The organism is Rhizobium sp. No.120 (assembly GCF_054558365.1).
In genome coordinates, this window is sequence record NZ_BAAJNQ010000011.1 from 71,943 (window position 1) to 98,497 (window position 26,555).

At 59.5% G+C, this 26,555-nt stretch carries 28 protein-coding genes; 17 read left to right on the forward strand and 11 right to left on the reverse strand.

The genetic code is table 11. The features are described from left to right. The first annotated feature begins 100 nt into the window (after positions 1-100). Positions 101-1,294: a divergent polysaccharide deacetylase family protein gene (locus ACYJRZ_RS24530; RefSeq protein WP_459463429.1), complete on the forward strand. Its 1,194-nt coding sequence runs from the start codon at positions 101-103 to the stop codon at positions 1,292-1,294. Between the two features lie 13 nt (positions 1,295-1,307). Beyond that, positions 1,308-1,847, forward strand: a complete 540-nt coding sequence (locus ACYJRZ_RS24535) for an RNA pyrophosphohydrolase (protein WP_459463431.1) — start codon at positions 1,308-1,310, stop codon at positions 1,845-1,847. Positions 1,848-1,986: 139 nt separating this feature from the next. Here ACYJRZ_RS24535 and bfr read toward each other — a convergent pair whose 3' ends face one another. Then, positions 1,987-2,472 (reverse strand): bacterioferritin, encoded by a 486-nt coding sequence (gene bfr, locus ACYJRZ_RS24540; RefSeq protein WP_069611399.1) that lies wholly within the window; start codon positions 2,470-2,472, stop codon positions 1,987-1,989. Further along, positions 2,438-2,710, reverse strand: coding sequence for a (2Fe-2S)-binding protein (locus ACYJRZ_RS24545; RefSeq protein WP_459463543.1), 273 nt, complete (start codon positions 2,708-2,710; stop codon positions 2,438-2,440). Before ACYJRZ_RS24545 ends, bfr begins: the two co-directional genes overlap by 35 nt. Here ACYJRZ_RS24545 and ACYJRZ_RS24550 point away from each other — a divergent pair. Further along, entirely contained in the window at positions 2,597-2,848 is a 252-nt protein-coding gene (locus tag ACYJRZ_RS24550) for a hypothetical protein (RefSeq protein WP_459463544.1), read from the forward strand. The two genes, ACYJRZ_RS24545 and ACYJRZ_RS24550, sit on opposite strands and share 114 nt — an antisense overlap. 39 nt (positions 2,849-2,887) lie before the next feature. Here ACYJRZ_RS24550 and ACYJRZ_RS24555 read toward each other — a convergent pair whose 3' ends face one another. Genes ACYJRZ_RS24555 through ACYJRZ_RS24565 form a run of 3 tightly spaced genes read right to left on the reverse strand, consistent with a single transcriptional unit; the run spans position 2,888 to position 8,800 of the window. Continuing rightward, positions 2,888-6,355, reverse strand: a complete 3,468-nt coding sequence (locus ACYJRZ_RS24555) for an error-prone DNA polymerase (RefSeq protein WP_459463433.1) — start codon at positions 6,353-6,355, stop codon at positions 2,888-2,890. Further along, on the reverse strand, positions 6,352-7,779 hold the full coding sequence (locus ACYJRZ_RS24560; protein ID WP_459463545.1) for a Y-family DNA polymerase: 1,428 nt from the start codon (positions 7,777-7,779) through the stop codon (positions 6,352-6,354). The genes ACYJRZ_RS24555 and ACYJRZ_RS24560 overlap by 4 nt, the downstream gene beginning before the upstream one ends. A gap of 40 nt (positions 7,780-7,819) precedes the next feature. Next, a complete protein-coding gene (locus ACYJRZ_RS24565) occupies positions 7,820-8,800 on the reverse strand; it encodes an ImuA family protein (protein WP_459463435.1) in 981 nt (326 codons plus the stop codon). Between the two features lie 162 nt (positions 8,801-8,962). Between ACYJRZ_RS24565 and ACYJRZ_RS24570 the strand changes: the two genes are divergently transcribed. Further along, positions 8,963-9,400 (forward strand): metallopeptidase family protein, encoded by a 438-nt coding sequence (locus tag ACYJRZ_RS24570; protein WP_106999598.1) that lies wholly within the window; start codon positions 8,963-8,965, stop codon positions 9,398-9,400. Positions 9,401-9,446: 46 nt separating this feature from the next. Here ACYJRZ_RS24570 and ACYJRZ_RS24575 read toward each other — a convergent pair whose 3' ends face one another. Both ACYJRZ_RS24575 and ACYJRZ_RS24580 read right to left on the reverse strand, forming a co-directional pair. Beyond that, entirely contained in the window at positions 9,447-9,653 is a 207-nt protein-coding gene (locus ACYJRZ_RS24575; RefSeq protein ID WP_069611395.1) for a DUF1737 domain-containing protein, read from the reverse strand. A 26-nt stretch (positions 9,654-9,679) separates the two neighbouring features. Then, a complete protein-coding gene (locus ACYJRZ_RS24580; RefSeq protein ID WP_459463438.1) occupies positions 9,680-10,624 on the reverse strand; it encodes an HpcH/HpaI aldolase/citrate lyase family protein in 945 nt (314 codons plus the stop codon). Between the two features lie 111 nt (positions 10,625-10,735). Here ACYJRZ_RS24580 and ACYJRZ_RS24585 point away from each other — a divergent pair, with 111 nt between their 5' ends. The 5 genes from ACYJRZ_RS24585 (at position 10,736) to lpxE (ending at position 15,248) form a co-directional block, all read left to right on the forward strand. Further along, positions 10,736-10,972, forward strand: coding sequence for a hypothetical protein (locus tag ACYJRZ_RS24585; protein WP_459463440.1), 237 nt, complete (start codon positions 10,736-10,738; stop codon positions 10,970-10,972). Positions 10,973-11,156: 184 nt separating this feature from the next. Continuing rightward, a complete protein-coding gene (leuD, locus tag ACYJRZ_RS24590) occupies positions 11,157-11,765 on the forward strand; it encodes a 3-isopropylmalate dehydratase small subunit (protein ID WP_459463442.1) in 609 nt (202 codons plus the stop codon). A gap of 263 nt (positions 11,766-12,028) precedes the next feature. After that, the gene (locus ACYJRZ_RS24595) at positions 12,029-12,847 is read left to right on the forward strand and encodes a sugar phosphate isomerase/epimerase family protein (protein ID WP_459463444.1); all 819 of its coding nucleotides are present in this window, start codon (positions 12,029-12,031) and stop codon (positions 12,845-12,847) included. A gap of 309 nt (positions 12,848-13,156) precedes the next feature. Continuing rightward, the gene (gene leuB / locus ACYJRZ_RS24600) at positions 13,157-14,269 is read left to right on the forward strand and encodes a 3-isopropylmalate dehydrogenase (RefSeq protein ID WP_459463446.1); all 1,113 of its coding nucleotides are present in this window, start codon (positions 13,157-13,159) and stop codon (positions 14,267-14,269) included. 214 nt (positions 14,270-14,483) lie between these two features. Then, positions 14,484-15,248 (forward strand): lipid A 1-phosphatase LpxE, encoded by a 765-nt coding sequence (lpxE, locus tag ACYJRZ_RS24605; protein WP_459463448.1) that lies wholly within the window; start codon positions 14,484-14,486, stop codon positions 15,246-15,248. Positions 15,249-15,293: 45 nt separating this feature from the next. Here the strand turns inward: lpxE and ACYJRZ_RS24610 are convergent, their stop codons facing one another. Then, the gene (locus ACYJRZ_RS24610) at positions 15,294-15,473 is read right to left on the reverse strand and encodes a hypothetical protein (protein WP_459463450.1); all 180 of its coding nucleotides are present in this window, start codon (positions 15,471-15,473) and stop codon (positions 15,294-15,296) included. On the opposite strand from ACYJRZ_RS24610, the gene ACYJRZ_RS24615 reads away from it, so the two are divergent. From ACYJRZ_RS24615 to ACYJRZ_RS24635, 5 genes are all read left to right on the forward strand, one after another. Beyond that, positions 15,472-15,648, forward strand: coding sequence for an ArsR/SmtB family transcription factor (locus ACYJRZ_RS24615; RefSeq protein ID WP_459463452.1), 177 nt, complete (start codon positions 15,472-15,474; stop codon positions 15,646-15,648). The two genes, ACYJRZ_RS24610 and ACYJRZ_RS24615, sit on opposite strands and share 2 nt — an antisense overlap. Before the next feature lie 157 nt (positions 15,649-15,805). Further along, the gene (locus ACYJRZ_RS24620) at positions 15,806-16,555 is read left to right on the forward strand and encodes an SDR family NAD(P)-dependent oxidoreductase (RefSeq protein WP_459463454.1); all 750 of its coding nucleotides are present in this window, start codon (positions 15,806-15,808) and stop codon (positions 16,553-16,555) included. A gap of 297 nt (positions 16,556-16,852) precedes the next feature. Continuing rightward, positions 16,853-17,362: a Dps family protein gene (locus ACYJRZ_RS24625; protein WP_112338629.1), complete on the forward strand. Its 510-nt coding sequence runs from the start codon at positions 16,853-16,855 to the stop codon at positions 17,360-17,362. 370 nt (positions 17,363-17,732) lie between these two features. Continuing rightward, on the forward strand, positions 17,733-18,767 hold the full coding sequence (locus tag ACYJRZ_RS24630) for an aspartate-semialdehyde dehydrogenase (RefSeq protein ID WP_069613887.1): 1,035 nt from the start codon (positions 17,733-17,735) through the stop codon (positions 18,765-18,767). A gap of 283 nt (positions 18,768-19,050) precedes the next feature. After that, positions 19,051-19,872 (forward strand): lytic murein transglycosylase, encoded by an 822-nt coding sequence (locus tag ACYJRZ_RS24635; protein ID WP_459463457.1) that lies wholly within the window; start codon positions 19,051-19,053, stop codon positions 19,870-19,872. Between the two features lie 97 nt (positions 19,873-19,969). Here the strand turns inward: ACYJRZ_RS24635 and ACYJRZ_RS24640 are convergent, their stop codons facing one another. Continuing rightward, positions 19,970-20,611, reverse strand: a complete 642-nt coding sequence (locus ACYJRZ_RS24640) for a carbonic anhydrase (protein ID WP_459463459.1) — start codon at positions 20,609-20,611, stop codon at positions 19,970-19,972. Positions 20,612-20,709: 98 nt separating this feature from the next. Next, the gene (locus ACYJRZ_RS24645) at positions 20,710-21,417 is read right to left on the reverse strand and encodes a DUF1013 domain-containing protein (RefSeq protein ID WP_106999610.1); all 708 of its coding nucleotides are present in this window, start codon (positions 21,415-21,417) and stop codon (positions 20,710-20,712) included. 224 nt (positions 21,418-21,641) lie between these two features. Here ACYJRZ_RS24645 and acs point away from each other — a divergent pair, with 224 nt between their 5' ends. Further along, positions 21,642-23,600 carry an acetate--CoA ligase gene (acs, locus tag ACYJRZ_RS24650; RefSeq protein WP_459463461.1) on the forward strand — a complete coding sequence of 653 codons (1,959 nt, stop codon included), beginning with the start codon at positions 21,642-21,644 and terminating at the stop codon, positions 23,598-23,600. A 133-nt stretch (positions 23,601-23,733) separates the two neighbouring features. On the opposite strand, the gene ACYJRZ_RS24655 is transcribed toward acs, so the two are convergent. Beyond that, positions 23,734-23,961: a DUF1674 domain-containing protein gene (locus ACYJRZ_RS24655; RefSeq protein ID WP_459463463.1), complete on the reverse strand. Its 228-nt coding sequence runs from the start codon at positions 23,959-23,961 to the stop codon at positions 23,734-23,736. Between the two features lie 109 nt (positions 23,962-24,070). Between ACYJRZ_RS24655 and htpX the strand changes: the two genes are divergently transcribed. Beyond that, the gene (gene htpX / locus ACYJRZ_RS24660) at positions 24,071-25,069 is read left to right on the forward strand and encodes a zinc metalloprotease HtpX (RefSeq protein ID WP_459463465.1); all 999 of its coding nucleotides are present in this window, start codon (positions 24,071-24,073) and stop codon (positions 25,067-25,069) included. Beyond that, positions 25,066-26,475 carry an RsmB/NOP family class I SAM-dependent RNA methyltransferase gene (locus tag ACYJRZ_RS24665; RefSeq protein ID WP_459463466.1) on the forward strand — a complete coding sequence of 470 codons (1,410 nt, stop codon included), beginning with the start codon at positions 25,066-25,068 and terminating at the stop codon, positions 26,473-26,475. Before htpX ends, ACYJRZ_RS24665 begins: the two co-directional genes overlap by 4 nt. Positions 26,476-26,555 lie beyond the last annotated feature (80 nt).

Genomic DNA, 26,555 nt, shown 5'->3' on the forward strand with positions numbered 1-26,555 from the left:
TCAATGTTTTAGCACTTCGAGTGCCGCGGGCATTTTTCCGCTTTGCCGTGAGCGATATGCTTGAGGCCAATAGAGTTTTCCGCTTGGGGTGGATTGAAGCTTGGGAACGGATTTGCATGCACCGTTGGGACAGGATCGCGGCGCCGGCCGCCAGCGGCGCCCCATTCCCTTCGGGCGCATTCTCGGCGGCTTCTGTCTGATCGCGATCGCCGGCTTTTCTCTCTATTCGGCGCTGATGCGCGATCCCTTGCAAAAGACCCAGCCTGTCGAGACGGCAAAGAAGGAAGATCCGGCGCCTGCGGCCGAAACCAAGCCGGCGGGAGCCGAACAAACCAATCAGGCCGGATTGACCCAAGTCGATCCGCAATCGGGCGCCAATACCACGCGCGTCGTTACAGGCGACGGTTCGGTCGTCACCATGTTCAGCCCCAGCAATCGCGATGGCAGCGGCCCGGTCTTGATCAACGCCAATCAGGTGGGCCAAGATCCGCGCATGGCGGCAACGCCGAATGACAGCCTGTTGGAAGATTCGCCCTTCGGCAAACTGCCGATTATCGGGCCGAGCGGTTTGCGGCCGATGGATCAATACGCACGGCCCTGGTCGGGAGCGCGCGGCACTCGCATCGCCATCGTCGTCAGCGGCCTTGGGCTGAGCCAGACCGGCACCCAGCGCGCTATCGAGAAGCTGCCGGAGGAAATCACCCTTGCCTTTGCCGCCAGCGGCAACAGCCTGCAGCGCTGGATGCAGGAAGCAAGGCGCGGCGGCCACGAGATCCTTATCCAAGTGCCTTTCGAGCCCTTCGATTATCCCGGCAACAATCCCGGACCGGATACGCTGTTGACCTCGCTGTCATCAGCCAAAAACATCGAAAACCTGCATAAGGCGATGGGCAAGATCACCAATTATACCGGTGTCATGAACTATCTCGGCGGCCGCTTCCTTGCCAATCCCGGCGCCATGGAACCCGTTCTGCGCGACATTGGCAAACGCGGCCTGCTATTCCTCGACGACGGCTCATCGGCCCAATCAAAATCCGGAATGCTTTCGAAAACGCTTGAGGTGCCGCACGCTTTTGCCGATATCCAGCTCGATGGCGAGCTGCAGCAGGACGCCATCCTCAGGAAACTCGACGAACTCGAGCGCATCGCCCGCCGCAACGGCTCCGCGATCGGCGTAGCCTCCGCTTTCGACGAAAGCGTCGATGCCATCAGCAAATGGAGCGAGGAGGCAGCCATGCGTGGTATTGAAGTCGTCGCGGTCTCGGCGCTTGCCGAGGATCCCAAACACCCCTGACCTGGAGAAGAAGATGAGCACGCCCCACGCGTCCGTGAGAGCCGAAGACCTGCCCTACCGTCCCTGTGTCGGCATCATGATCCTGAACCGGGATGGCTTGGTCTGGGCCGGTCGCCGCATTCCGATCGGCAATTCCGAATATGACGGCTCGCCACAGCTCTGGCAGATGCCGCAGGGCGGCATTGACGAAGGCGAAGACCCGCTGAAAGCGGCCTATCGCGAACTATATGAAGAAACGGGCATGAAGACCGTGACCCTGCTGGCGGAAGCTACAGACTGGATCAATTACGATCTTCCGCCGCAGCTGATCGGCATCGGCCTCAAGGGGAAATATCGCGGCCAGACTCAGCGCTGGTTTGCCTTCCGCTTCGACGGCGACGAAGGCGAGATCGCCATCAACCCGCCGCCCGACGGCCACGAACCGGAATTTGATGCATGGGAATGGAAACCGATGGCGACGCTGCCCGAACTGATCGTCGCCTTCAAGCGACCGGTCTACGAGCAGGTGGTTTCGGAATTCAGCCATCTGGCCGGCCTGAAGGCCGAAGACTGAACGAAAAAACCGGCCGCAAAGCGGCCGGTTTTCTACAGCAATTCCAAGAAAAATGCGGTTTTCCGTCCGGAATTGCGTGAAAACAAAAAGATGGAGCGGTTCAGATATTCCGTGACGAGCTGAACCGCTCTGGCATCGATTATTCGGCAGAATCGGCGGAATCAGCGTTGAGCTGGCCGTATTTGGCTTCACCGATCTTGCCGAGCAGTTCGAGCTGCGTTTCGAGGAAGTCAATATGGCCTTCCTCATCCGCCAGAAGCTCTTCGAACAACTTCATGGACACATAGTCACCGGCATCGTGACAGATATCTCGGGATTTCTTGTAGGCCGTGCGGGCATCGTATTCACCGGCCAGATCGGCTTCCAGCACTTCCTTGACGTTCTGGCCGATACGCAGCGGCGCGAGCGTCTGCAGGTTGGGATGGCCTTCAAGGAAGATGATGCGGGCAACGAGGCGATCGGCATGCTGCATCTCTTCGATGGATTCTGCGCGCTCCTTCTTGGCAAGCTTGGTGTAGCCCCAGTCTTCGAGGAGTCTGTAGTGAACCCAATATTGGTTGACTGCGCCAAGCTCGAGGAAGAGTGCCTCGTTAAGCCGCTCGATGACCTTTTTGTCGCCTTTCAATGTCCGCTCTCCTGTTGTCTTCATGGAATTTTTTCAGGCGGGACATGAAATCAAAGATTTCCGCTTCCGTCGAGTGGCGGCGGGCATGATAATCTTGGGTTGTCTGTATAATGATATCAACGACATTCGGGAAGCAGCCGCAGCAACGGCCGCGCTTTTCCATCGCGTGATAAACCTTGGCGGGAACGATGAGCTGCCAACAATCCTGATCAAGGAGTTCGTTGATGACGTCCCGGATTTCTTTGTCGGTGATGTAATTACAACTGCAAACCAGCATTCTTCGATCAGCCCGTCAAACATGACATCTGCTGTCTTGTTATCTGCTAAAGAAGACGCTCTTTGTCAAGAAAGAAACGATTCGAATCTTATCCATTAGCTGGGCTCCGACGTTATCGACCGCGACGAAGCCCGCGATTCAGTGGAAATTGCGGCCCCGCGGCATGACTTTTGCGGTTTCGCCACCATGGCTGCGGCCTTCCATCGCTGCCCCTCCATCGGAAGAGGGTGTCGGAAAGACGGACTTCCGCTTCTCCCTGTGATCCATGGTCGGCCGCAATACTTCATCCGCCCGGTCGCTGACGCCGAAACGCCGTGCCTCGCGTTGGAGAATGCCGAGTGCCGGCGTCATATCTTCGATATGATCGACCACTACATGGACGACACCGCTCTCGCTCTGCAGCCGGCCACGGATCTTCACCAGCCGCGCACCCATGACGATAGCCCGGTATTTCTCGAATTTTTTCCGCCAGACGATCGCATTGGCAACGCCGGTCTCATCTTCCAGCGTCATGAAGATCACTCCCTTGGCCGAACCCGGCCGCTGGCGCACCAGCACCAGCCCTGCAATCGTCACCATGCGGCCGCTGGCAATACCGTTCAAATCCCGGCTTTGCACGATGCCCTGCCGCGCGAAATCGGCGCGCAGGAAGGAAACCGGATGCGCCTTCAAGGACAGCGACAGATAGCGATAATCCTCGATGACCTGTTCGCCTGGAAGCATTTCCGGCAAAACGACAGCCGGTTCAATCTGGAGTTCCGCATAATCGCCGAGATCGAAGAGGGGAAGCTTTTCGGCGGCACTTCCGGCATCGAGCGCTCGTACGGCCCATAGCGCCTCCCGTCGGCTCAAGCCGATAGAGCCGAACGCATCCGCATCCGCCAGGCGCTCGATCTGCGCCTTGGCAAGGCCGGAGCGCAGCCAGAGATCGCGCACCGACCGATAGCCATCGCCACGACGTTCGACAAGCTGCTTCATCTCTTCCTCGGACAGACCCTTGACCTGCCGGAAGCCGAGGCGAACGGCACATTGCGTCTTGATGATCCCGCGCATCGACGCATGACGCGGCTCGACCGCATCCTTATCGAAGCGTCCCCGCTCGAGCAGGCAATCCCAGCTGGAACGATTGATATCCACCGGCCGCACCTCAACGCCATGCTCGCGAGCATCCCGCACCAGCTGCGCCGGAGCATAGAAACCCATCGGCTGCGAATTGAGGATCGCCGCACAGAAAACATCGGGATAATAGGCTTTGAGCCAGGATGAGGCATAGACGAGCAAAGCGAAGGACGCCGCATGGCTTTCGGGAAAGCCATATTCGCCGAAACCCTTGATCTGCTCGAAACAGTTCTTGGCGAACGCACGATCGTAGCCTTTCGCAGCCATGCCCTCGACCATCTTCTCCTCGAAAGTATGGATAGTCCCGGTTCGCTTGAAGGTCGCCATCGCCCGGCGCAACCTGTCAGCCTCCGCAGGCGTAAACCCTGCCGCTGTAATGGCGATCTGCATGGCCTGTTCCTGAAACAGGGGAACGCCCAGCGTTCGCTTCAGCACCTCCTTCAGCTCGTCGCTTGGATAATCGAGCTCCTTTCCCGCTCGTTTCGCCTCCCGTCGCTTGAGATAGGGATGCACCATATTGCCCTGGATGGGACCGGGGCGAACGATTGCCACCTCAATGACCAGATCGTAGAATTCGCGGGGCCGCAGGCGCGGCAGCATACTCATCTGCGCCCGGCTTTCGATCTGGAAAACGCCGATCGTGTCGGCACGGCAGATCATGTCATAAACTGGCTCGCCATCGGGGTAGTTGGCATAACCGAGATCGGCGAGTTCCTTCTTCACGTCGTAATGCAGCAGTAGCAGATCGAAAGCCTTGGCAAGGCAGGTCAGCATACCGAGCGCCAGCACGTCGATCTTCAAGATGTTGAGATTGTCGAGATCGTCCTTGTTCCATTCGATCATGTAGCGATCGTCCATTGCCGTATGCATGATCGGCACGACCTCATCCAGCCGATCCCGAGTAATGACGAAGCCGCCGACATGCTGGGTTAGATGCCGCGGAAATCCCATCAGCGTCGAGGCATAGGAAAGGACGTTGCGCGTCGTCTTGTCCTTGAGATCGAGGCCGGCGATCTTCGCCTCACGCTCGGACAACTCCTCCGTCGACCAGCCCCAGACGCCGCTCGCAAGTGCAGACTGCACATCCTCCGACAGACCGAAGGCCTTGGCCACTTCGCGGCCGGCCGAGCGCGCCCGATAGCTGGTAACCGCCCCAGTCAGCCCGGCATGCTCCTTTTTGTAATGCCTGTAGATGAATTGAATGACTTCTTCGCGTTTCTCATGCTCGAAATCGACGTCGATATCAGGCGGCTCTTCACGCTCAATCGAGATGAAACGTTCGAATAGAAGTGTCGTAATCTTTGGATTGACTTCCGTGATCCTGAGACAATAACAGACCAAAGAATTGGCGGCTGAGCCCCGGCCCTGACATAAGATATTTTGACTACGGGCAAACTCCATAATCCGGCGCACCGTTAGAAAATAAGGCTCATATTTCTTCTCGCGAATGAGTTCGAGCTCATGTTCGATCTGCTTGACGATTTCATCGGGGATTTCTTCGGAAAAGCGGGACCTGGCTCCTTCCCATGTCAATCGCTTCAGCGTTTCTGCGACGGTCTCGCCGTCATTGCTTTCGTCAGGATAATTATGCTTCAGCTCATCCAGCGAAAAAGACAGCCGACTAAAAAACTTCTGTGTATTGGCGATGGCCTTCGGATAGTCTCTGAAGAGGCGCGCCATCTCGGCAGCGTCCTTCATGTAACGTTCGGCATTCGCCGCCAGTTTGAAGCCAGCCTCCGCGATCGGCACATGCTCACGGATCGAAACGACGATATCGGCAAGCGGCTTGCGTTCGGTCGCATGATAGAGCGGCTGGTTGCTGGCGATCAGCCGCACGCCATTGCGCTGCGCCAGGATGGAAAGCGTGGCGAAGACCATCCGGTCCCGCCCGTCATAGGCCGGCGACAGGACCATATGGAACTTCCGGCCGAAGCGCATCCATAGCCGCTTCAGACATTGCTCCAGCTTTGCCTGCCCCTCCGGCGTCTCAGCACTTTCAGCATCGGGAACGAGCGCCAGCATCATCTCGTCACCCCATTCCACGAGGTCGCTTTCATTGAGGACGCACATGCCTTTTTCGCCGCGCAGATTACCGGCGCTCAGCAGCCGGCAGAGATGCGCCCAGCCCTTGCGGTTTTCCGGATAGGCAAGAATGTCGGGCGTGCCGTCCGAAAACACTAGGCGCGCGCCAGGCTGGAAAGGAACTGGCTCCAAAAAAAGTTCTTCCGGCTCGCCCTTGGCGCGCAGCTCTAGATTTTTCTTTATGCCCTCCTTGTATTTCTCCCGGAGAAGCTTGGTATGTGCATGCGCCTTCACGACGCCTGCCACCGAATTACGATCGGCGATCCCGAATCCGGAGAGCTTCAGGAAGGCGGCCTGCGCCACGATTTCCTCCGGATGCGAGGCCCCCTCGAGAAAGGAGAAATTCGTTCTCACTCCGATCTCGAAGAAGGGGGCAGGTTCGTGAAAGCTCGGGCGCGCGTTCATGCGAAGACCCCATGCATGTACCAATCCGGCGTCGGGCCGCTTCGGCCATAGAGCCCCTTGCGGAACAGCCAGAAACGATGGCCTTCCTCATCTTCGACCTGGAAGTAATCGCGGTCAGGTTCTTGCCTTTCCTCAAGCCACCATTCCGCCGAAAGCCGCTCCGGCCCTTCGGCCCGGTTGACCCGATGCATGACCCGCCGCCAGCGGAATTGCCGGGGAGGGCCATCGGGCACTTCGGCAGCCACGGTTTCGATCAGTTCCGGCATGCGAAACAACCGCAGCGGCCGCTCGCCGCGGACGAAGCCATGGCCAGCATCCTCCTGACCTGTGCGCTGCTTCGAGGCGAGAATAGTCATGGCTGGTAGCGGCCGTACGGCTCGTTCGGGAATATGGCTCTGCCGCAACTCGAACCCTTGCAGACAGTCCGGCCCCAGCCGTGCGGTCACACGATCGACAAAGGCGGCAAGCGACCCTTCCTGGCGGCCTTCTCCGACGAAATCGCCTTGCATGGCATCGAAGAGCGCATGCTGAAGCACATTGAGGCGGACGATTTCGAAACCATAGCCGACATCGAGATCGTCATGAATGGCGCCGAAGCGTTCTGTGAACAGGCTGGCGATCCGGCTCGGCTCCCGCAGCGGCTGCGACGCGCCGGCGGCGATGCGGAAGACTGCCCCATCCACCCTGAACAACAGGAGTTCGAAGGAACGGCCGCCGACACCGCGGGCTTCCAGCCCCGGCTTCAGGGTTTCGGCAAGCTGGCGGGCAAGCAGCAGAATATCCTCTTCCGCCTGCACCGGCTCGGCCAGCCGGCGCTCGGCCGACAATTGCGCGATCGGGCGGCGCGGCGAGATCGGCTCCTCGACGAGACCAATGGCCTGATCGAGCCGCAGCAGCAGCTGCGCGCCGAAGCGGCGGGCAAGCGGCGCCCGCGGCGCGGCCAGAAGATCGCCCACCTGCTTCAGGCCCATCTTCTGCAAGGCTGCAACGGTCTCCTCGCCAAGCCGAAGGCATACGACCGGCAGCGGTGCCAATGCCTCTTCCATGGCTTCCGGCGGAACGATACGGCTCGCGTCAAAGCGGGCGACAGCCCAGGAGAGGCCGGGTGCGGAGGAAATGGCGCCGCGCACATCGAAGCCCAGCCGGGAGATCCGGATTAGAATGTCCTCAAGCAGTGCCTCCTCGCCGCCGAAGAGATGGGCGCAGCCGGTAATATCGAGGAAAAGGCCATCCTTGCCGTCGATCGCCACCAGTGGCGTATAGCGGTCGCACCAGTCAGCAATCGCTTCCAGGAGCTTGCGATCCGCTGCCGGATCCTCCTCGACGACATCGAGATCGGGACAGATCGCCTTTGCCTCGGCCACGCCCTGCCCCTGTTTCAGGCCGATCATCTCTGCGCGTTCGTTGAGCGCGCTCAGTCGCATCGCATTGTTGAGCTTGCCGGCACAGGCGAGCGGCGGCGCTTCAAGCCTGCCTGTCGAACGCCAGGATAGACCCCAGCGCTTGCGCGCGATGCGGTCGGTCGGCAGATGCGGAAAGGTCAGCGCCAGAATGCGCTGCGTGTTCGCCGGGAAAGGCAGGGTGCTGAACATCGGAGACAGGGGCAAAGCGGCGGTCATGGGCATTCCACTCCAGGGTTATGGAAAGGGGCGCCGGGTTTCGGCTCTTTTCCAAGGTGAGACGAAAGGCCGGATGACCGATGCTGCCGCCAAGCACCGATCCGTCCGGCAGGGGCCGCGCCTGCGCAGGCGCGGGTTCGACGGAAAAGCGGAAGAGCGCGCTGCTTGCTTCCTCCTCGCCTCCCTGTCGCAACAGAAACAAGGGCCGTCCCGCCGCCTTGGCCCTCAGCGCCAGCCGCCGGCTCTCGGTCAGACCGAAACGGGCGGGATTGCCGCGTACTTCCAGAATGACCGCGGCAAAGGCAGCACTGCCAAGGGCTGCCTCCGCCACCCAGAGCGCATCATCCAGCTTGCGCGGTGACGCCTGTAGAAAAGCCTCGGGTTCCAAGCCAAAATCCCGGATGCCGATAGCGTAGGGCAGGCCCGCCTCCATCGTGGCGACCGTATCGCCGATCCATAGGACGGGAGACTTGGCCGTGGCCATATCCGATGCTTGCGCATGCAGCCGCGCCGCAAGCGCAAGGGCAAAACCGCTCGCCGCCGCAGCATCGCGCAAGCCGAGCGAGCGGATTTCCGTCAGCGCATCGAGTGGCAGGCCGCCTTGCAGCGCCGCATCGAGCTCGTCGACGCCGACCGGAAGGAGCGTCTGTTCAAGCATAGACGGAGCGGGCAGGGGTTTCGCAATCCCCGCCGCCTCCCTCACTGGCTTGTCTGCCAACGTCTCATGCGCCGCGGCTGCCAGTGCCGGGATCGGCCTGCCTTCCAGTCGGGCAATAGTTTCACGCAGGGCAAAAAGCGTTTCCCGCGCCACGGCAGCCTCGGCCATGACGTTCACTCCAGATCGATAATGTTCCTGTTATGTTCTTATGGATTCCAGAGCTTGAAGAAAGAGTCAACACCATTTAATGAGAAAATATTCCTCTGCCTCAATCTACTCTCGTAAAAGCAGCGCAAAGTCTCTATATGACCAGCCAAGGAAGGAATATTCATGGCTCGCGTCGACCAGAGCGAAGATTGGCGGGATCGCCACTCTCCCTCCATCAGCACATTCGAATCCCTGGCAATGGAGGCCTATAGCCACCTGCCGGAGGAATTCCGCTCGCTCACCGGCAACCTCGTCATTCTCATCGAGGATTTCCCGGATGACGAAGTGTTCGAGGATATGGCGCTGGAAACCCCCTTCGACCTGCTCGGCCTCTTCGAAGGCCGCGGCATCTCGGAGCGTTTTACCGCCCAGACTGGCGACATGCCGAACAAGATTCGACTCTATCGCCGGCCAATCATCGACTATTGGGCGGAGAACGACGAAACCCTGGGCGACATCATAACCCATGTCCTGATCCACGAGATCGGCCACCATTTCGGCCTGAGCGACGAGGACATGGAGCGCATCGAGGCAAGCGCCGAAGAAGCGACGGATCGCTGATCCCTCCCGACCGCAAGACGGCCGGGAGAAGAACTTCAGTTATGGCTTACTGCTCCGAAAGCTTCATATCCGGATCGTAATCCTTGCCAGCCACGTCCTTGACGACGGCTTGGCCGCATTCCATCCGCCCGCTTGCAGAATTGAAACCATAGGTAGGCGAGCCGTATAGCTCCCAGCCCTTGTTCAGCGCCGCGCTTACCTTGTGGCAGAAGGATGCGTCGTCGGGACCGGTGAGGAAGCGGTAGAGTTTCATCAAGGCATCTTTCTTGTATTTGGCAATCAGACATCGCCGCGGGGCGTTGCGGCGGCGCCCGAGGAGCGCTGCGCAATCAGGCGAGCTTTATGGACGAGTCTCTCCGCCTGGACAAGGTGCAGCCGCTCCACCATCCGCCCGCCAATGTTCACGACATTGAGAGTTGCGGCATCCGGTGCGGCGAAGGCGGCGATAATGGCTTCGGCTTCGGCGAGGGCGGCCTCAGCCGGACCGAAATACCGATTGGCTGCTTCGATCTGGCTCGGATGGATCAGCATCTTGCCGGCAAAGCCCATGGCGACCCCCTGGCCGCATTCTGTCTCGAATTCTTCGGCATTTCTGAAGTCGTTGAAGACGCTGTCGATCGCCTCGAGGCCGTAAGCGCTGACGGCCAATATCACCTGCATAAGCCAGGGCACGAGATAGGGGCGACCGGGCTGCGGCAGGACACCCGTTTCCTTTCTGAGGTCGTTGAGACCGACGACAAAACAATCGAGCCGGCTCCCGGCCGTGCGCCCGGCCTCGGCGATCGCGGCCGCATTCAGGATGCCGCGTGGCGTCTCGATCATGGCCCATATACGCAAGTCTTCCGCTGCATCGGCTTCCGCAAGCCGGTCACTGACATCGGTCACGTCCTGCGGCTCGTCCACCTTCGGTAGCAGCACCGCATCCGGCTCAAGCTCCACGACCAGAGCCAGGTCATCGGCACCGAACTTGGAGGAAAGCGCATTGATGCGGATGATCCGCTCCTTGCTCGGCTGCGGCGCGACAGCAAAGAAGGTCCGCAAATTCTCCCGCGCCTCGGCCTTTTTCTCCGGCGAAACGGAATCCTCGAGATCGAAGATGACGGCGTCGCAATCGAGGCTCGAAAGCTTGTCCAAAGCGCGGCGGTTGATGGCGGGAACGCTCAAGACCGAGCGGCGCACCCAGGCGGGACGGGAAGGGGGGTTTTGGCTCGCAGACTGGCTCATTATGCCGTTTTGCCGCGCTTTTAATTGGTAGGCAAGTCAACAAAAAGCCATGCTCCTCTTGCAGATGACAGAGATGACGACCACATTGCTTGGTGTAGAGAGGTCTCGACCATGCAGAATATACGTTCCCTGTTCATCGCGCTTGCTGGTATCACCGTGTTTGCAGCCATGGCGCTGTTTACCGTTTCGGTCACGCTCGCCGTCGGCGCTATTCTCACCGTGCTGATGGCAGCACGCGCGCTTTCGCTGCGCATGAAGCCGGCACCGGTGCGCGCTAAAGCGAAGACGAACGGCCAGCGCGAAATGCGCATCTGGAACGACGGTCGCGGCACGATCATCGACCTCTAGGATTGAAAGCAGGGCAGGGTGGTCCATCCGCCGGCCGATGTGTCCGATCGAGCCTGGTTCGGAAGGACAGGTCGACCCAAAGCGCCATGTTTTAGAGCATTTCCAAGATTCTCCTTCATTTCGGGCCGGATTTGCTCTATTGGCAGGATAATTCGTGCTTAGACGAGAATGAAGGCAGGACCCCATGGACAAGTTCGTGAAGTTGACCGGTGTCGCAGCACCCCTCCCGGTCGTCAATGTCGATACCGACATGATCATCCCGAAGGATTATCTGAAGACCATTAAGCGCACGGGTCTCGGCAAGGGGCTCTTCGCTGAAGCTCGCTACAATGAAGACGGCACGCCGAATGAAGATTTCGTGCTGAACAAGCCGGCCTATCAGAATGCCAAGATTCTCGTCGCCGGCGACAATTTCGGCTGCGGCTCCTCGCGCGAGCATGCTCCCTGGGCGCTTCTTGACTTCGGTATCCGCTGCGTCATCTCGACGAGCTTCGCCGACATCTTCTACAACAACTGCTTCAAGAACGGCATCCTGCCGATCAAGGTCAGCCAGGAAGATCTAGACAAGCTGATGGACGACGCCTCGCGCGGCTCCAACGCCATTCTGACGATCGACCTCGAAAACCTCGAAATCACCGGCCCGGACGGCGGCTCGCTGAAGTTCGAACTCGACGAATTCAAGCGTCACTGCCTGCTGAACGGCCTTGATGATATCGGCCTGACGCTGGAAAAATCCTCCGCGATCGACAATTTCGAAAAGTCGAACGCCGCATCGCGCCCTTGGGCCGCCTGATAGGTTTCATAACTATTTCGCGTTTCGAAGCCGGGCCTTGCGCCCGGCTTTTTTCATGCCAAAACACCCGCCGACTGCGGAGAGGGGGAACTATCCGCGGCTGCGGCACCCCCGGGAACGGAAAACGCAAATCCCGGAAACGGGACACCATCTTTCCCACCCGCTGTAATATGATCGACAAGAAGGGGGTTCATACAGGCGTGCCGAGACCTTCGGGCCTCTTCTCCCGCCCTTAAATCTTCTCCACGCAATGGAGCCTCCCCATGACCTCCCTTCCCATTGTTGGCGCCGCCATGACGCTTGACGACGTCGAAATCCATCGCAACTGGTTGCTAGAAAAGCCGCGCGACCTGGAGCTGCAGAGCTTCGTCGAAGCCGAAATCCTCAACGGCGATTGGGCTCCGCTTGCCGAGCGCGCCCGCAAGCTGCTCGACGGCCACCAGGGCCGCCTCGGCATCCACGGCCCGTTCTGGGGCTTCGTCATCGCTTCGCAGGATCCGGATATCCGCGCCGTCGTCACCAAGCGCCTGCTGCAGGCACTCGACGTCTGCGCCAATATCGGCGCCACGCAGATGGTCATCCATAGCCCCTATACGTCGTGGTCCTACAACAACCTCGATAACAACAAGGGCGAGCGCGAGAAGATCATCGAATACACGCATCTGACGCTGAAAGAAGCCGTCAAGCGCGCCGAAGACATCGGGCTTACCATGGTCATCGAAAATATCGAGGACAAGGATCCCCATATCCGCGTCGGCCTCGCCGACAGCTTCAATTCGCCCGCCGTCGCCGTTTCGATCGACACCGGCCATGCCCATTACGCCCACGGCTATACGGGTGCTCCGCCTGTTGACTACTACGTCCATGCCGCCGGCAACCGCCTGCAGCATGTCCACCTGCAGGACGCTGACGGCTATGCTGACCGCCACTGGAGCCTCGGCGAAGGCAGCATCCACTGGCGCGCCGTCTTTGCCGCCCTGGCCAAGCTTAACAGCAATCCGCGCCTGATCATCGAGATCAAGGACAAGTCGAAGATCCCAGCTTCGGCTGCCTACCTCGCTTCGCTCGGGTTAGCTGAATAAGCGGATTAATCACCCGCCCTCATGGTTCGAGGCGGCCTTCGGGTCTCCTAACCATGAGGGTTCGTCCTCTCGCCCAGCTTATAACTCGCCTACCCTCATCCAGGGCCTGCCGAAGGATCGGAACGGCGATGGCCGAGCAAGAAGGTAGCCCTCACCCTGAGGAGGCCTACAAGGCCGTCTCGAAGGGTGAGGGCGGATAGCTGCATTCAAAAGCCCGAAAACCGTACCGTTTCGGCCCCTTCCTCGCTTGAAAAGCCGCATTTGGAAGTCTAAAAACCCCGCAACTTTTTCTTTCGCGGAGGCTTCCTCATGACAGTGCGCAATCTTTTCCTCCTGCCGGGCGACGGCATCGGCCCTGAAGCCATGGGCGAAGTTCGCAAGATCATCGCCTACATGAACGAGTCGAAGAATGCCGGCTTCGTCACCGATGAAGGCCTTGTCGGCGGCTGCGCTTATGATGCGCATGGTGCCGCCATTTCCGAAGGAGACATGGCAAAGGCGCTTGCGGCTGACGCCGTGCTTTTTGGCGCCGTCGGCGGCCCAAAGTGGGATAGCGTACCTTACGAAGTGCGCCCGGAAGCCGGCCTCCTGCGGCTGCGCAAGGATCTGCAACTCTTCGCCAACCTGCGCCCGGCCATCTGCTACCCGGCGCTGGCATCGGCCTCATCGCTGAAGCCGGAACTGGTCGAGGGTCTGGACATCCTGATCGTGCGCGAGCTCACCGGCGGCGTCTATTTCGGCGAGCCGAAGGAAATCATCGACCTCGGAAACGGCCAGAAGCGCGGCATAGACACCCAGGTCTACGACACCTACGAGATCGAGCGCATTGCTGGCGTCGCCTTCGAACTGGCGCGTACCCGCAGCAACCGCGTCTGCTCGATGGAAAAGCGCAACGTCATGAAGTCCGGCGTGCTCTGGAACCAGGTCGTCACCGCGACGCATAAGGAAAAATATGCCGACGTGCAGCTTGAGCATATGCTCGCCGACGCCGGCGGCATGCAGCTCGTGCGCCAGCCGAAGCAGTTCGACGTCATCGTGACGGACAACCTGTTCGGCGACATGCTGTCCGATGTCGCCGCTATGCTGACCGGTTCGCTCGGCATGCTACCGTCGGCTTCGCTCGGCGCCCCCGATGCCAAGACCGGCAAGCGCAAGGCGCTCTACGAGCCGGTACATGGCTCGGCCCCCGATATCGCCGGCAAGGGCATTGCCAACCCGATCGCGATGATTGCTTCCTTCGCCATGTGCCTGCGTTACTCCTTCGGCCTCGTCGCGGAAGCCGATGCGCTGGAAAAGGCGATCGCCAACGTGCTCGACAGTGGCATCCGCACCGGTGACATCATGTCGCCTGGCAGCCGCCAGGTCGGCACAGCAGAAATGGGCGACGCCATCCTTGCCGAGTTCAAGGCTTTGACGGCCTAAACCGGGTAGATCGCCTGGTATATATTTCACGTGAAACACGAAAGCCTCGTTCTTCGCTGGAACGGGGCTTTTCATTTCAAGCAGGATAGGCTTCCCGACCTAAACGCACGATCGCCGCTTCAGGTCGCGTCATTAATTTTTAGCAAATTAGAAAAACTGTAATAACAGCCTGTTATTTGTCGAATTGATTGGAAATCGACAATAGGCACTCATTATGCAGGCGATCTTGACGTCTCTCGACAGGCGTTGGCGGCGGAGCAATGCTGCATTTGCACCATCTCACTGGAAAATCTGCCTTTTTTTGACTGCCAATGTCGTCCTTCTCTCGGCTGTCCTGTTCGATTGGCCCGTCGGTGCCACCCTCCCAAGTATGCCGACCTTCATTCGCTTCATCGGCGGAATGTTGACCGATTTCGGCGATTCCGGATGGATCCTTATCATCAGCGCCTTTCTGTTTTTCGAAGGTTGGGCAGGCAGCAAGCTGTTGCATTCGCAGCGCTGTCGCTGTCAGGCACTGCGCATCTGTCAGATCGGCGGCTATCTCCTGACGACGGTGGCGTTTTCGGGCATCCTTGCCAATTTGCTGAAGCGCGCCATCGGCCGCGCCCGCCCGACGCATTTTGCCGATTGGGGTCCTTTCGGCTTCTCGCCCTTCAACGGCCGGGCCAGCTTCGAGAGCTTCCCGTCAGGCCACGCCACAACCATCGGCGCCCTCTTCGTGGCGCTTGCCTTCCTGTTTCCGCGCTATCGCTATATCTTCGCCGCTTGCGCCCTATGGCTTGCGATTACCCGCGTGATGGTCGGCGCCCATTATCCGAGCGACGTCATGGCTGGCCTGGCGCTCGGCGGCTGGTTTTCCTTCATGGTAGCCATCGTCTATTCGCGCTACGGCCTGCTTTTCCGCATCGACGCCGCCGGCTGGCCGACACCGCGCTTGCCACTTTTTAAAGGCAGCAGGCTGCGCGAGACCGATTCTTGAGCCCATCGCGGCTGCACCGCAAAGGTTGCCAAGGCTTACGTACATTCATATATCTGCAGGGCAGGGACGGCCAAAGGCGGTCAACCCGATTTCGTTTGCGATGAACATCATGGATGCCGGGCCGATACGTTTGAGCGAAAGGCAGATGGGATTGATCTCCCGGGCACTTGCCGAGCCGCGACGCGTGCAGATCTTGAAAGAGATCGGCACACGGAGCGAACCCATGCCCTGCAGTCTCCTGAACGAGTGCCACGCCGTCAGCGCCGCGACGATGTCGCATCACATCAAGGAACTGGAGAATGCCGGTCTTATCGAGATCCAGCGAGAAGGTAAATTCGCCAATCTCGTGTTACGCCGCGATACCCTGAACGCCTATATGGCGGAACTTTCCAAGATCTGACGCTTCCTTACACGCCATCAGCATTTCTTCTTGTGGCTCTTGCATCAATTAGATGATTATCTAAATATCAAAGTGACGGTGCGATCGGTTTTCGGGTCGCATGCGCCAAATGATTCGATGATTGTAAAATTGTCTAAGTTTTTCGAAGGAAAATGACATGAGCAAACTGACAGGCAAGGTCGCGATCGTGACCGGAGCATCCAAGGGCATCGGCGCCGGCATCGCCAAGGCAATGGGCGAAGCGGGCGCGGCCGTTGTCGTCAATTACGCATCGAGCCGCGAAGGCGCCGACAGGATCGTGGCCGAAATTACTGCCAAGGGCGGCAAGGCGCTCGCCGTCCACGGCGACGTTTCCAAATCCGAAGACGTCAAGCACCTCTTTGCCGAGGCTAAGCAGGCCTTCGGCCGCGTCGATATCCTTGTCAACAATGCCGGCGTCTATCAATTCGCCCCGATCGAGGAATTCGCCGAGCAGGAATTTCATCGCCAGTTCAATATCAACGTCCTGGGCACATTGCTGGCTACGCAAGAGGCGGTGAAACATTTCGGCCCTGAGGGCGGCAGTGTGATCAACATCGGCTCCAACGCCGTCAGCATGAACCTGCCGACTGCCTCCGTCTACACGGCAACCAAGGCCGCCGTGGATTCCATTACCAAGATCCTCGCCAAGGAACTCGGTTCACGCAATATCCGGGTCAACAATCTGGCACCGGGCGGCGTCGAGACCGAAGGCGTCGTTGCCGCAGGTATCATCGGCAGCGATTTTGAAAAGCATCTTGTCTCCCAGACACCTCTCGGCCGTCTCGGCCAGCCGACCGATATTGCCCCGGTCGCCGTCTTCCTCGCTTCGCAGGATGCCGCGTGGGTGACCGGCGAAACTCTCTATGTCGGTGGTGGTCTGAAGTAGACGCTATTCGCGAGACTGCCCTCCGAAGGGAGGGCGGTTTGCCGGGCGCGACACAACCCCGCGCCTGGCCAATACATTAGCAAGCAATTGCCAAACCATCTCATTTTCCTATTTAATGGATATGTTCGGGTTTTCCGCTTAAGCATCGCAGTCAGCCGCGCTGCAAAACGGCATTTTGGCTGCGAGATTTCAAAACGATCCTGTCTTCAATGCGATCCCACGCAGCAGCTGATGTCATCGAACTCCCCTAAGATCCGCCGGCGATCGCTGTCGTGAACAACAACGGAGGACGTCTTTATGAATACCGCCAATACCAAATCGAAATTGGGTACGCGCACCAATCTCAGCGAGGAGGCAACGCGCGATATTTCCGCAGCCCTGAGCGCCTTGCTGGCAGATGTCTTTGCCCTCTATCTCAAAACCAAGAATTTTCACTGGCACATGAGCGGACCGCATTTCCGCGACTATCACTTGCTTCTCGACGAACAGGGCGAGCAGATTTTCGCGATGACCGACCCCATGGCCGAACGCGCCAGGAAGATCGGCGGAACGACCCTGCGGTCGATCGGTCAAATCGCCAAGCTGCAGCGCATTCCGGACAATGACGCCGAATATGTCGATCCGCAGGACATGCTTGCCGAGCTGGCGGACGACAATCTCAAGCTCTCTGCTGAAATGCGGGCTGTCCACGACGTCTGCGACGAGTACGGCGATGTCGCTACAGCCAGCCTTCTGGAAAACTGGATCGACGAGACCGAGCGCCGCACCTGGTTCCTGTTTGAAACCACACGCAAGTCCAACCGCTGATACTGAAACGGCACGCCTTCGAACGTGGTGAAGGCCCATTTCGGCACGCTCGATTTCCTCGCTTCCGCATCGATGAAAGCGAGGAAATCCTTGACTCCTGTGGAAAACATCTTAGAACCGGCGACGGAAAAGGAAGACTTCCATGGTTCGCTTCGAACAGCTCGATAGCCTCAGTCACCTGGCGCAATGCGCCGGGCGGGATGTCTATTTTCCGGTTTCTTCCAAAACCAAGGCCAAAACGACGACGAAAACCGTCTGACGTCTCTGGCCTGCCGCTCTCTCCCCGGCCCGGCCGGGGACAGGAACCGGTCGTCACGACCGCGGTTCCCCCCCTCGCCCAAGAGGAGAGAAGAGAAAGAGAGCTTGAGAAATGGGTTTCAAAGTTGCAGTAGCGGGCGCGACCGGGAATGTCGGCCGCGAAATGCTCAATATCTTGGCCGAACGCGGCTTCCCGGCCGATGAGGTCGTGGCGCTTGCATCGGCTCGCTCGCAGGGAACCGAAGTTTCCTTTGGCGACCGGACGCTGAAGGTTTCCAACCTGGAGAATTACGATTTCTCCGACACCGACATCTGCCTGATGTCGGCCGGCGGCGACGTTTCGAAGAAGTTCTCGCCGAAGATCGGCGCCCAGGGCTGCGTCGTCATCGACAACTCCTCCGCCTGGCGTTACGACGCCGACGTGCCGCTGATCGTGCCGGAAGTAAACCCGGATGCCGTCACGCAGTTTACCAAGCGCAACATCATCGCCAACCCGAATTGCTCGACCGCGCAGCTCGTCGTCGCCCTGAAGCCGCTTCATGACTTCGCCAAGATCAAGCGCGTCGTCGTTTCGACCTACCAGTCGGTCTCCGGCGCCGGCAAGGACGGCATGGACGAGCTGTTCAACCAGACCCGCGCCGTCTTCGTCGCCGATCCGATCGAGGCGAAGAAGTTCACCAAGCGCATCGCCTTCAACGTCATCCCGCATATCGATGTCTTCATGGAAGATGGCTACACCAAGGAAGAATGGAAGGTGCTGGCCGAGACCAAGAAGATGCTCGACCCGAAGATCAAGGTCACCTGCACGGCTGTCCGCGTGCCCGTCTTCATCGGCCATTCGGAATCGGTCAACATCGAGTTCGAAAACGAGATCACCGCCGACCAGGCGCGCGACATCCTGCGCGAGGCGCCCGGCTGCCTCGTCATCGACAAGCGCGAGAACGGCGGCTACATCACCCCGTATGAATCCGCCGGCGAAGATGCTACCTATATTTCGCGCATCCGCGAAGACGCGACCGTCGAGAACGGCCTCAACCTGTGGGTCGTCTCCGACAACCTGCGCAAGGGCGCCGCGCTCAATGCCATCCAGATCGCCGAATTGCTCGTCAATCGCGGCCTGATCAAGCCGCGCAAGCAGGCTGCATAAGGATCTGTAAACCAATTTACGGTTTATCAACCCTCATTGGGTAAGCAGGATAGAACGGAAGCCCCGCCATCTTGATGAACGGCGGGGCTTTTTTGAATGATTTTGGCGGCGATGTTTCACATGAAACGAAAACATCACTCGCTAAAATATGATGACATGATAACCGGATACTGGCATGGTCCGGTGGCGACTGAACGCGCGTGATCCCCTGACTTTCAAGGGTTTGCGCGCTATTGAAAACGGTTACCGCGTTCGCATCGCGGTAAGAATTCGGGGACACTGAATGCGCTTCACAAAGTCTGGAATGGCAGCTCTCGTGGCGGGCGGGTTGCTGCTGGGAATGCCGCTTGCGGCAAATGCCGCTTCTTGCGGCAACACTTCCGCCGGATTCGAGAACTGGGTGCAGGAATTCAAGCGGGAAGCGCAGGGACAGGGGGTAAGTCCTTCCACCCTCGACAGGGCCTTCGCCAACGTTCATTACAACCAGCCCACCATTCGCGCCGACCGCGGCCAGAAGAGCTTCAAGCTTTCCTTCGAGGAATTCATGAAGAAGCGCGGCGGCCAGACGATCATCAATCGCGGCAAGAGCATGAAGCAGGCCAATGCCGCGCTCTTTGCCAAGATCCAGAAGCGTTTCGGCGTTCCCCCGGGCCCGATCATTGCCATCTGGGGCATGGAAACCGGCTTCGGCAGCTATCTGGGCGACCAGCACACGCTTTCGGCGGTCTCGACGCTGGCTTATGATTGCCGTCGTTCCGCATTCTTTACCGAGCAGCTCTACGCCGCCCTCAAGCTCGTCGGCGAAGGCTATCTCAACCCGGCGGCGCGTGGTGCAGCTCACGGCGAAATCGGCCAGACGCAGTTCATGCCGAAGAACGTGGTCCTCTACGGCGTCGACGAGGACGGTGATGGCAGGGTCGATCTTGTGGGATCGCGCGCGGATGCGCTGGCCTCGACCGCCAATTTCCTGCGCGGCCATGGCTGGCAGCCCGGTGCCGGCTATCAGCCCGGCGAGCCGAATTTCTCCGCCATTGCCGGCTGGAACGACGCAAAGGTCTATCAGCAGGCGATCGCCTATATCGGCCAGCAGATCGACGGCAAGTAAGCCTGATCTCATGAATCAAAAAAAGGCGCTGCGACCAGATGGTCAGCAGCGCCTTTTTCGTTTGATTCGTCTGGCGTCCTGGCAGGCACCCGGGCCCTTAAACCTCGGGGCGGATGAAATCGCGCGTCGCCGGGTCCATGACCCAGAGCTCGCCGGTCGAAATATCGAACCAGGCGCCGTGAAGACTAAGCTTGCCCTCTTCCTCACGCGCCCTGATCTCCGGAAAACTGCGGAGATTGTCGAGCGAATTGCGGATCGAGATGCGCTCCAGAGCCGTCTGACGTTCGGTCTGCGTCATGATGTCGTTGCTCTGGATCTGTTCGGCGGCCGGCTTCAGCAACGCCATCCATCGGCCGATGAAATCGCCTGGCGACAGTGGTTCGGCATTTGGATCGAGCGCGGCGCGGATGCCCCCGCAGCGGCCATGTCCCATGACGACGATATCCGACACTTTCAGCGACAAAACCGCGAATTCGAGCGCCGCCGAAGTCGCATGGAAATTGCTGTCCGGCTCATAAGGCGGCACCATATTGGCGACGTTACGGATGACGAAGAGTTCTCCAGGTCCGGCATCGAAGATGATCTCCGGCGCCGAGCGGGAGTCGCTACAGGCGATCACGAGAGTCGACGGGCTTTGGCCGAGCTCCGCCAGAGTGCGATAGCGTTCGCGCTCATCGGCGTAACGCCCGCTCATAAAGTTGCGATAACCGTTCAGAAGGGTGTCGGGAAAGCTTTTCATGATATTGGATTACCCCGCACTTAGGCCAATGGCAACCGTTGCGCCGCAAAAAGCCCCGGTCGAAAACCGGGGCTTTGCGAAAATCCGATCGTCCGATCTCAGAACTGGTCGTCGTCCTCGTCGTCGCGGCTGGTCGACTTCAGCGACTTCAGCTTGGCGAAAACGGCATCGGCGTCGATTTCCTTTTCCTTCTCTTCTTCACGCTCATAGCTGAAGCCGAGCTTTTCGGTTTCCTGAGCCGGCTGCAGGGTTGCGCCGAGCTCGGCGGCGGTCGGCAGCGGACGGCCCTTAGAGGCCTTTTCCACTTCCATGTCGAGGTCGATCTGGCTGCAGAGGCCGAGCGTGACCGGATCCATCGGCGTCAGATTGGCTGCGTTCCAATGCGTGCGATCACGGATCTGCTCAATGGTCGACTTGGTGGTGCCGACGAGGCGGGAAATCTGCGCATCCTTCAGTTCCGGATGGTTGCGCACCAGCCACAGGATAGCGTTCGGGCGATCCTGACGCTTGGAGACCGGCGTGTAACGCGGGCCACGGCGCTTGGATTCCGGCACGCGGACCTTCGGCTCGGAAAGCTTTAGCTTGTGGTTCGGGTTGGCTTCGGCGCGAGCGATTTCATCGCGCGTCAGCTGGCCGGTCGAGATCGGATCGAGGCCCTTGATGCCCTGTGCTGCTTCGCCATCGGCAATAGCCTTCACTTCGAGCGGATGCAGCTTGCAGAACTGCGCGATCTGGTCGAATGACAAGGCTGTATTGTCGACAAGCCAGATGGCGGTTGCCTTCGGCATGAGCAATTGTTGAGCCATGGATATAGTCCTTCTGTCAGTCCGCGCCGGTGTCGCGGTCCGGGGTGTAACACCACATTGTCCGGGAAATACGGCCCTATATAACGATAGTGTCGCGGAATTGCAATTCTTTGCGCATGAAATGCACTTTGTCTAATTGCTGTCGTAGTTTGACCTGCTATTTATTGCGCGGAAAGAGCACTCACAACGATAAATCGGAGTGCAAGGGAGCTGAGGAGGAAAGTATGTCGGAGAAGGTTCATCCTGTGACGAAGGCGGCCAAGGCTCATGCTTTGATCGACAAGGCGAAATACCAGAAATGGTATGAGCAGAGTGTTCAGGATCCCGACAAGTTCTGGGGCAAGCACGGTAAGCGGATCGACTGGTTCAAGCCCTTTACCAAAGTGAAGAACACGTCGTTCACCGGCAAGGTCTCGATCAAGTGGTTCGAGGATGGCGTCACCAACGTTTCCTATAATTGCATTGACCGCCATCTGAAGAAGCATGGCGATCGCGTCGCCTTCATTTGGGAAGGCGACAATCCCTATATCGACAAGAAGATCACCTATAACGAACTCTACGAGCAGGTCTGCCGCCTGGCGAACGTGCTGAAGAAGCATGGCGTCAAGAAGGGCGACCGCGTCACCATCTACATGCCGATGATCCCGGAAGCGGCCTATGCGATGCTCGCCTGCGCGCGCATCGGCGCAGTGCATTCGGTCGTCTTCGGTGGCTTCTCGCCGGAAGCGCTTGCCGGCCGCATCGTCGACTGCGCCTCGAGCGTCGTCATTACCTGCGATGAAGGTGTTCGCGGCGGCAAGTCGATCCCGCTGAAGGAAAACACCGATAAGGCTGTTCAGATTGCCGCCAAGCAGCAGGTTGCGGTCAAGACCGTGATCGCCGTACGCCGCACCGGCGGCAAGGTCGCCTGGGAGCCCGGCCGCGATGTGTGGTATCACGAGGAAATCGCCAAGGTGAAGGCGGATTGCCCACCGGCGAAAATGAAGGCGGAAGACCCTCTCTTCATTCTTTATACGTCGGGTTCCACCGGCAAGCCGAAGGGCGTGCTGCACACGACGGCGGGCTACCTCGTCTATGCGGCGATGACGCATGAATATGTGTTCGACTATCACCCCGGCGATATCTACTGGTGCACGGCCGATGTCGGCTGGGTGACCGGGCATTCCTATATCGTCTACGGACCGCTCGCCAATGCAGCGACCTCGCTGATGTTCGAAGGCGTGCCGAACTACCCGGATCAGGGCCGCTTCTGGGATGTCATCGACAAGCACAAGGTCAACATCTTCTATACCGCGCCGACCGCGATCCGCTCGCTGATGGGAGCCGGCGACCATTTCGTCAAACGCGCCTCGCGATCCAGCCTGCGCATCCTCGGCACGGTCGGTGAACCCATCAATCCGGAAGCTTGGGAATGGTATTACAAGGTGGTCGGCGACAGCCGCTGCCCGATCGTCGATACATGGTGGCAGACAGAAACCGGCGGCCACATGATCACGCCGCTTCCAGGCGCGACCGATCTGAAGGCCGGTTCGGCGACGCTGCCCTTCTTCGGCGTGCAGCCGCAGTTGGTCGACAATGAGGGCAATGTGCTGGAAGGGGCGGCCGACGGCAATCTCGTCATCACTGACAGCTGGCCGGGCCAGATGCGCACCGTCTATGGCGACCATGAGCGCTTCATCCAGACCTACTTTTCCACCTACAAAGGCAAGTACTTCACCGGCGACGGCTGCCGCCGCGACGAGGACGGCTATTACTGGATCACCGGCCGCGTCGATGACGTGCTCAATGTCTCTGGCCACCGTCTCGGCACGGCGGAGGTGGAATCTGCCCTGGTGTCGCACAAGCATGTATCGGAAGCCGCCGTCGTCGGCTATCCGCATTCCATCAAGGGCCAGGGCATCTATTGCTACGTCACGCTGATGGTCGGGTTGGAAGGCACAGAAGCGCTGCGACAGGAACTGATAAAGCATGTCCGCGCCGAAATCGGCCCGATCGCCTCACCGGACAAGATCCAGTTCACACCCGGCCTGCCGAAGACCCGTTCCGGCAAGATCATGCGCCGCATCCTGCGCAAGATCGCCGAAGACGATTTCGGCGCGCTTGGCGATACCTCGACGCTTGCCGATCCGGCTGTCGTCGACGATCTGATCGCCAACAGGCAGAACAAGGCGGATGCGGCTTGATTTTGGCTGGATATTTCAAGGCGCCGTCCCCCCCCGGGGACGGCGCTTTTCAAGGTATATTTCGAAAGTTCGAGGCTTACTCTACGTCGCGCATCTGAAATGCGCCGGGCTTGAGATATCTCGGCTCTATCTCTCAAAAATCGATCGCCCGCCCATTGATCTCCCAATCGCCGAAGCGAGCGGGATCGGCGCCGCCGCGGCCGCCGATTTCGGGTGGAAGTTCGGCCTGTGCTTGAGCTTCCTGCGCCTTGCGGCGCTCCTCGGCTTCGGCGAGCGCGCGCTTAGCCGCAGGTGAGAGCGGCTTGCGCGTAATTTCACCGGTTTCGATGTCGAGTTTATTGTCGTTATCGGCTGTCTGCATGATCTGGATCGGTCCGGAACCGTTGAATTAGGCGGAGGAATAGCCAAATCATAGTGCGTCCGGCCGCAAAGAGAAAGGTTTGGACGACAGATGTGTTGGAGACCTTTCGATGAATCTCATGCGTACTGCCATGCTGCTTGCCTTCATGACCGCTTTGTTCATGGGCGTCGGCTATCTGATCGGCGGTCAATCGGGCATGCTGATCGCATTGGTCGCCGCTGCCGGCATGAATTTCTTTTCCTACTGGAATTCGGACCGAATGGTGCTGTCAACCTATGGTGCGCAGGAGGTGGATGAGCGCAGTGCTCCGGAATTCTACCGCATCGTTCGCGATCTCGCCCGCAATGCCGGCCTGCCGATGCCGAAGGTTTATCTCTATGACAGCCCGCAGCCGAACGCCTTTGCCACGGGCCGCAATCCGGAAAATGCCGCCGTTGCCGCTTCCACCGGCCTGCTGCACGCGCTGACGCCGGAGGAAGTGGCCGGCGTGATGGCGCATGAGCTTGCCCACGTGCAGAACCGCGACACGCTGACCATGACGATCACGGCGACGCTTGCCGGTGCCATTTCCATGCTCGGCAATTTCGCCTTCTTCTTCGGCGGGCGTCGCGACAATAACAACCCGCTCGGCATGGTCGGCGTTCTCGTAGCGATGATTGTCGCTCCCCTGGCCGCCATGCTGGTGCAGATGGCGATCAGCCGGACGCGCGAATATTCGGCCGACCGCCGCGGCGCGGAAATCTGCGGCAATCCGCTGTGGCTCGCCTCCGCGCTCGGCAAGATCGCCCGCGGTGCGGCGCATATTCCGAACGAAGAAGCCGAAGGTCATCCGGCGACGGCGCATATGTTCATCATCAATCCGCTCTCCGGCGAGCGCATGGACAATCTGTTTTCCACCCATCCAAACACGGAAAACCGCATCGCCGCGCTGCATAACATGGCCCGTTTCGGTGGCGGCGGTGGCTCGCCGATGACACCGTCTTCCGGCTCATCTTCCGGCTTTGGCTCGACGGGACCGTCCTTCACTGGTAATCCGGGGCGCAAATCGCGCTCCGTGCCGAATACGGGTCGCGGTGGTTCGCAACCGCCGAAGGGTCCCTGGTCTTGAGTTCTGATACGAAAAACAAAGCTTCCAACAAAGACGGAAAACGATCGGGCAAACGGCCGCAGCCAGCTCGACAGACTGATACGTCACCGCCGAAGCCGGGCCTCGCGGCTCGCGCAGCGGCGTCGAAGATCCTGGGAGCCGTGCTCGACCGCAAGACCTCACTCGACGGCATGCTCGACGCCGAAGGCGGCAGCGCCGCCTATACGACGCTCAGTGATGGCGACCGTGCGCTGGTACGGGCCATTCTGAACAGCGCACTTAGGCACCTGCCGCGCATCGAGGCGGCGATCTCATCGCTGCTCGATTCGCCGCTGCCGGATGGCGCACGCGCGCTGCATCATGTGCTCGTCGTCGGCGCGACGCAGATCCTCTATCTCGACGTACCGGACCATTCCGCTGTCGATCTTGCTGTCGAACAGGCCAACCGCGATCCTCGCAATCGCCGCTTCGCCAAGCTGGTCAACGCCATTCTCCGCCGCATCGGTCGCGAGAAGCAGGAGATTCTCGAGCAGGTCGTGAAGGTACCGGCCATGCCCGCCTGGTTCCTTTCCCGCCTCGAGGCTGCCTATGGCGCGCCGGCCGCGCGCAAAATTTCTGACACGCAGCTCGAGCCGGCCGCTATCGATCTCACCGTGAAATCCGATCCCGAAGGCTGGGCGAAGCGGTTGAACGGCACCGTGTTGCCGACCGGCGGCGTGCGGCTTGCCGCGTTCGAAGGGTCCATTCCTTCACTGGAAGGCTTCGATGAGGGCGAGTGGTGGGTTCAGGATGCCGCCGCCAGCATTCCGGCCAAGCTTTTCGGCCCATTGACCGGCAAGCGGGTCGTCGATCTCTGCGCGGCACCTGGCGGCAAGACGGCGCAGCTCATTCTCGCCGGCGCTAAGGTCACGGCTCTCGATCAATCCGCCAATCGCCTGAAGAGGCTGTCCGGTAATCTGGCGCGTCTAGGCTTCGAAGCAGAAACCGTCGTTGCCGATATGAGCAAATATCAACCCAACGAACTTTTCGATGCGGCTCTTCTCGATGCCCCCTGCTCCTCCACGGGAACGACGCGCCGCCATCCGGACGTGCTTTGGACCAAGGGGCCGGAAGATATCGCCAAGCTCGCCGCCCTGCAGGAACGCCTGCTTCGCCACGCCCTGACATTGGTCAAGCCGGGCGGCGTGGTGGTGTTTTCCAACTGCTCGCTCGATCCGGAAGAGGGCGAGGATCTGGTCGCACGCCTGCTAGCCGACACGGAAAATGTCGAACGCGTCCCAATCGCAGCGGGCGATTGGCCGGGTCTGGAAACGGCGATTTCACCGCTAGGAGCCTTCCGCACCACGCCGGACATGCTGCCGCTTGCCGATGGGTTTGCGTCCGGCCTCGACGGCTTCTTTGCTGTCGTGCTTCGCCGCACGCATTAGCTCCCAGTTCGGATCGTTTTTACCGGGCGGTAAAAAAGCCGGCAAATGTGTCTCTAATTGATATATTTGTAACCTCTTTT

Coding starts and splice junctions, on each gene's coding strand:
- ACYJRZ_RS24630 (WP_069613887.1), top strand. CDS start 17,733: ATGGGTTTCAAAGTTGCAGTAGCGGGCGCGACCGGGAATGTCGGCCGC.
- ACYJRZ_RS24560 (WP_459463545.1), bottom strand. CDS start 7,779: ATGCGACTGAGCGCGCTCAACGAACGCGCAGAGATGATCGGCCTGAAA.
- ACYJRZ_RS24620 (WP_459463454.1), top strand. CDS start 15,806: ATGAGCAAACTGACAGGCAAGGTCGCGATCGTGACCGGAGCATCCAAG.
- ACYJRZ_RS24610 (WP_459463450.1), bottom strand. CDS start 15,473: ATGGGTTCGCTCCGTGTGCCGATCTCTTTCAAGATCTGCACGCGTCGC.
- htpX (WP_459463465.1), top strand. CDS start 24,071: ATGAATCTCATGCGTACTGCCATGCTGCTTGCCTTCATGACCGCTTTG.
- ACYJRZ_RS24615 (WP_459463452.1), top strand. CDS start 15,472: ATGCCCTGCAGTCTCCTGAACGAGTGCCACGCCGTCAGCGCCGCGACG.
- ACYJRZ_RS24655 (WP_459463463.1), bottom strand. CDS start 23,961: ATGCAGACAGCCGATAACGACAATAAACTCGACATCGAAACCGGTGAA.
- ACYJRZ_RS24595 (WP_459463444.1), top strand. CDS start 12,029: ATGACCTCCCTTCCCATTGTTGGCGCCGCCATGACGCTTGACGACGTC.
- ACYJRZ_RS24640 (WP_459463459.1), bottom strand. CDS start 20,611: ATGAAAAGCTTTCCCGACACCCTTCTGAACGGTTATCGCAACTTTATG.
- lpxE (WP_459463448.1), top strand. CDS start 14,484: ATGCAGGCGATCTTGACGTCTCTCGACAGGCGTTGGCGGCGGAGCAAT.
- ACYJRZ_RS24575 (WP_069611395.1), bottom strand. CDS start 9,653: ATGAAACTCTACCGCTTCCTCACCGGTCCCGACGACGCATCCTTCTGC.
- ACYJRZ_RS24625 (WP_112338629.1), top strand. CDS start 16,853: ATGAATACCGCCAATACCAAATCGAAATTGGGTACGCGCACCAATCTC.
- leuD (WP_459463442.1), top strand. CDS start 11,157: ATGGACAAGTTCGTGAAGTTGACCGGTGTCGCAGCACCCCTCCCGGTC.
- ACYJRZ_RS24585 (WP_459463440.1), top strand. CDS start 10,736: ATGCAGAATATACGTTCCCTGTTCATCGCGCTTGCTGGTATCACCGTG.
- acs (WP_459463461.1), top strand. CDS start 21,642: ATGTCGGAGAAGGTTCATCCTGTGACGAAGGCGGCCAAGGCTCATGCT.
- ACYJRZ_RS24580 (WP_459463438.1), bottom strand. CDS start 10,624: ATGAGCCAGTCTGCGAGCCAAAACCCCCCTTCCCGTCCCGCCTGGGTG.
- ACYJRZ_RS24555 (WP_459463433.1), bottom strand. CDS start 6,355: ATGAACGCGCGCCCGAGCTTTCACGAACCTGCCCCCTTCTTCGAGATC.
- ACYJRZ_RS24635 (WP_459463457.1), top strand. CDS start 19,051: ATGCGCTTCACAAAGTCTGGAATGGCAGCTCTCGTGGCGGGCGGGTTG.
- ACYJRZ_RS24570 (WP_106999598.1), top strand. CDS start 8,963: ATGGCTCGCGTCGACCAGAGCGAAGATTGGCGGGATCGCCACTCTCCC.
- ACYJRZ_RS24565 (WP_459463435.1), bottom strand. CDS start 8,800: ATGGCCGAGGCTGCCGTGGCGCGGGAAACGCTTTTTGCCCTGCGTGAA.
- ACYJRZ_RS24535 (WP_459463431.1), top strand. CDS start 1,308: ATGAGCACGCCCCACGCGTCCGTGAGAGCCGAAGACCTGCCCTACCGT.
- leuB (WP_459463446.1), top strand. CDS start 13,157: ATGACAGTGCGCAATCTTTTCCTCCTGCCGGGCGACGGCATCGGCCCT.
- ACYJRZ_RS24645 (WP_106999610.1), bottom strand. CDS start 21,417: ATGGCTCAACAATTGCTCATGCCGAAGGCAACCGCCATCTGGCTTGTC.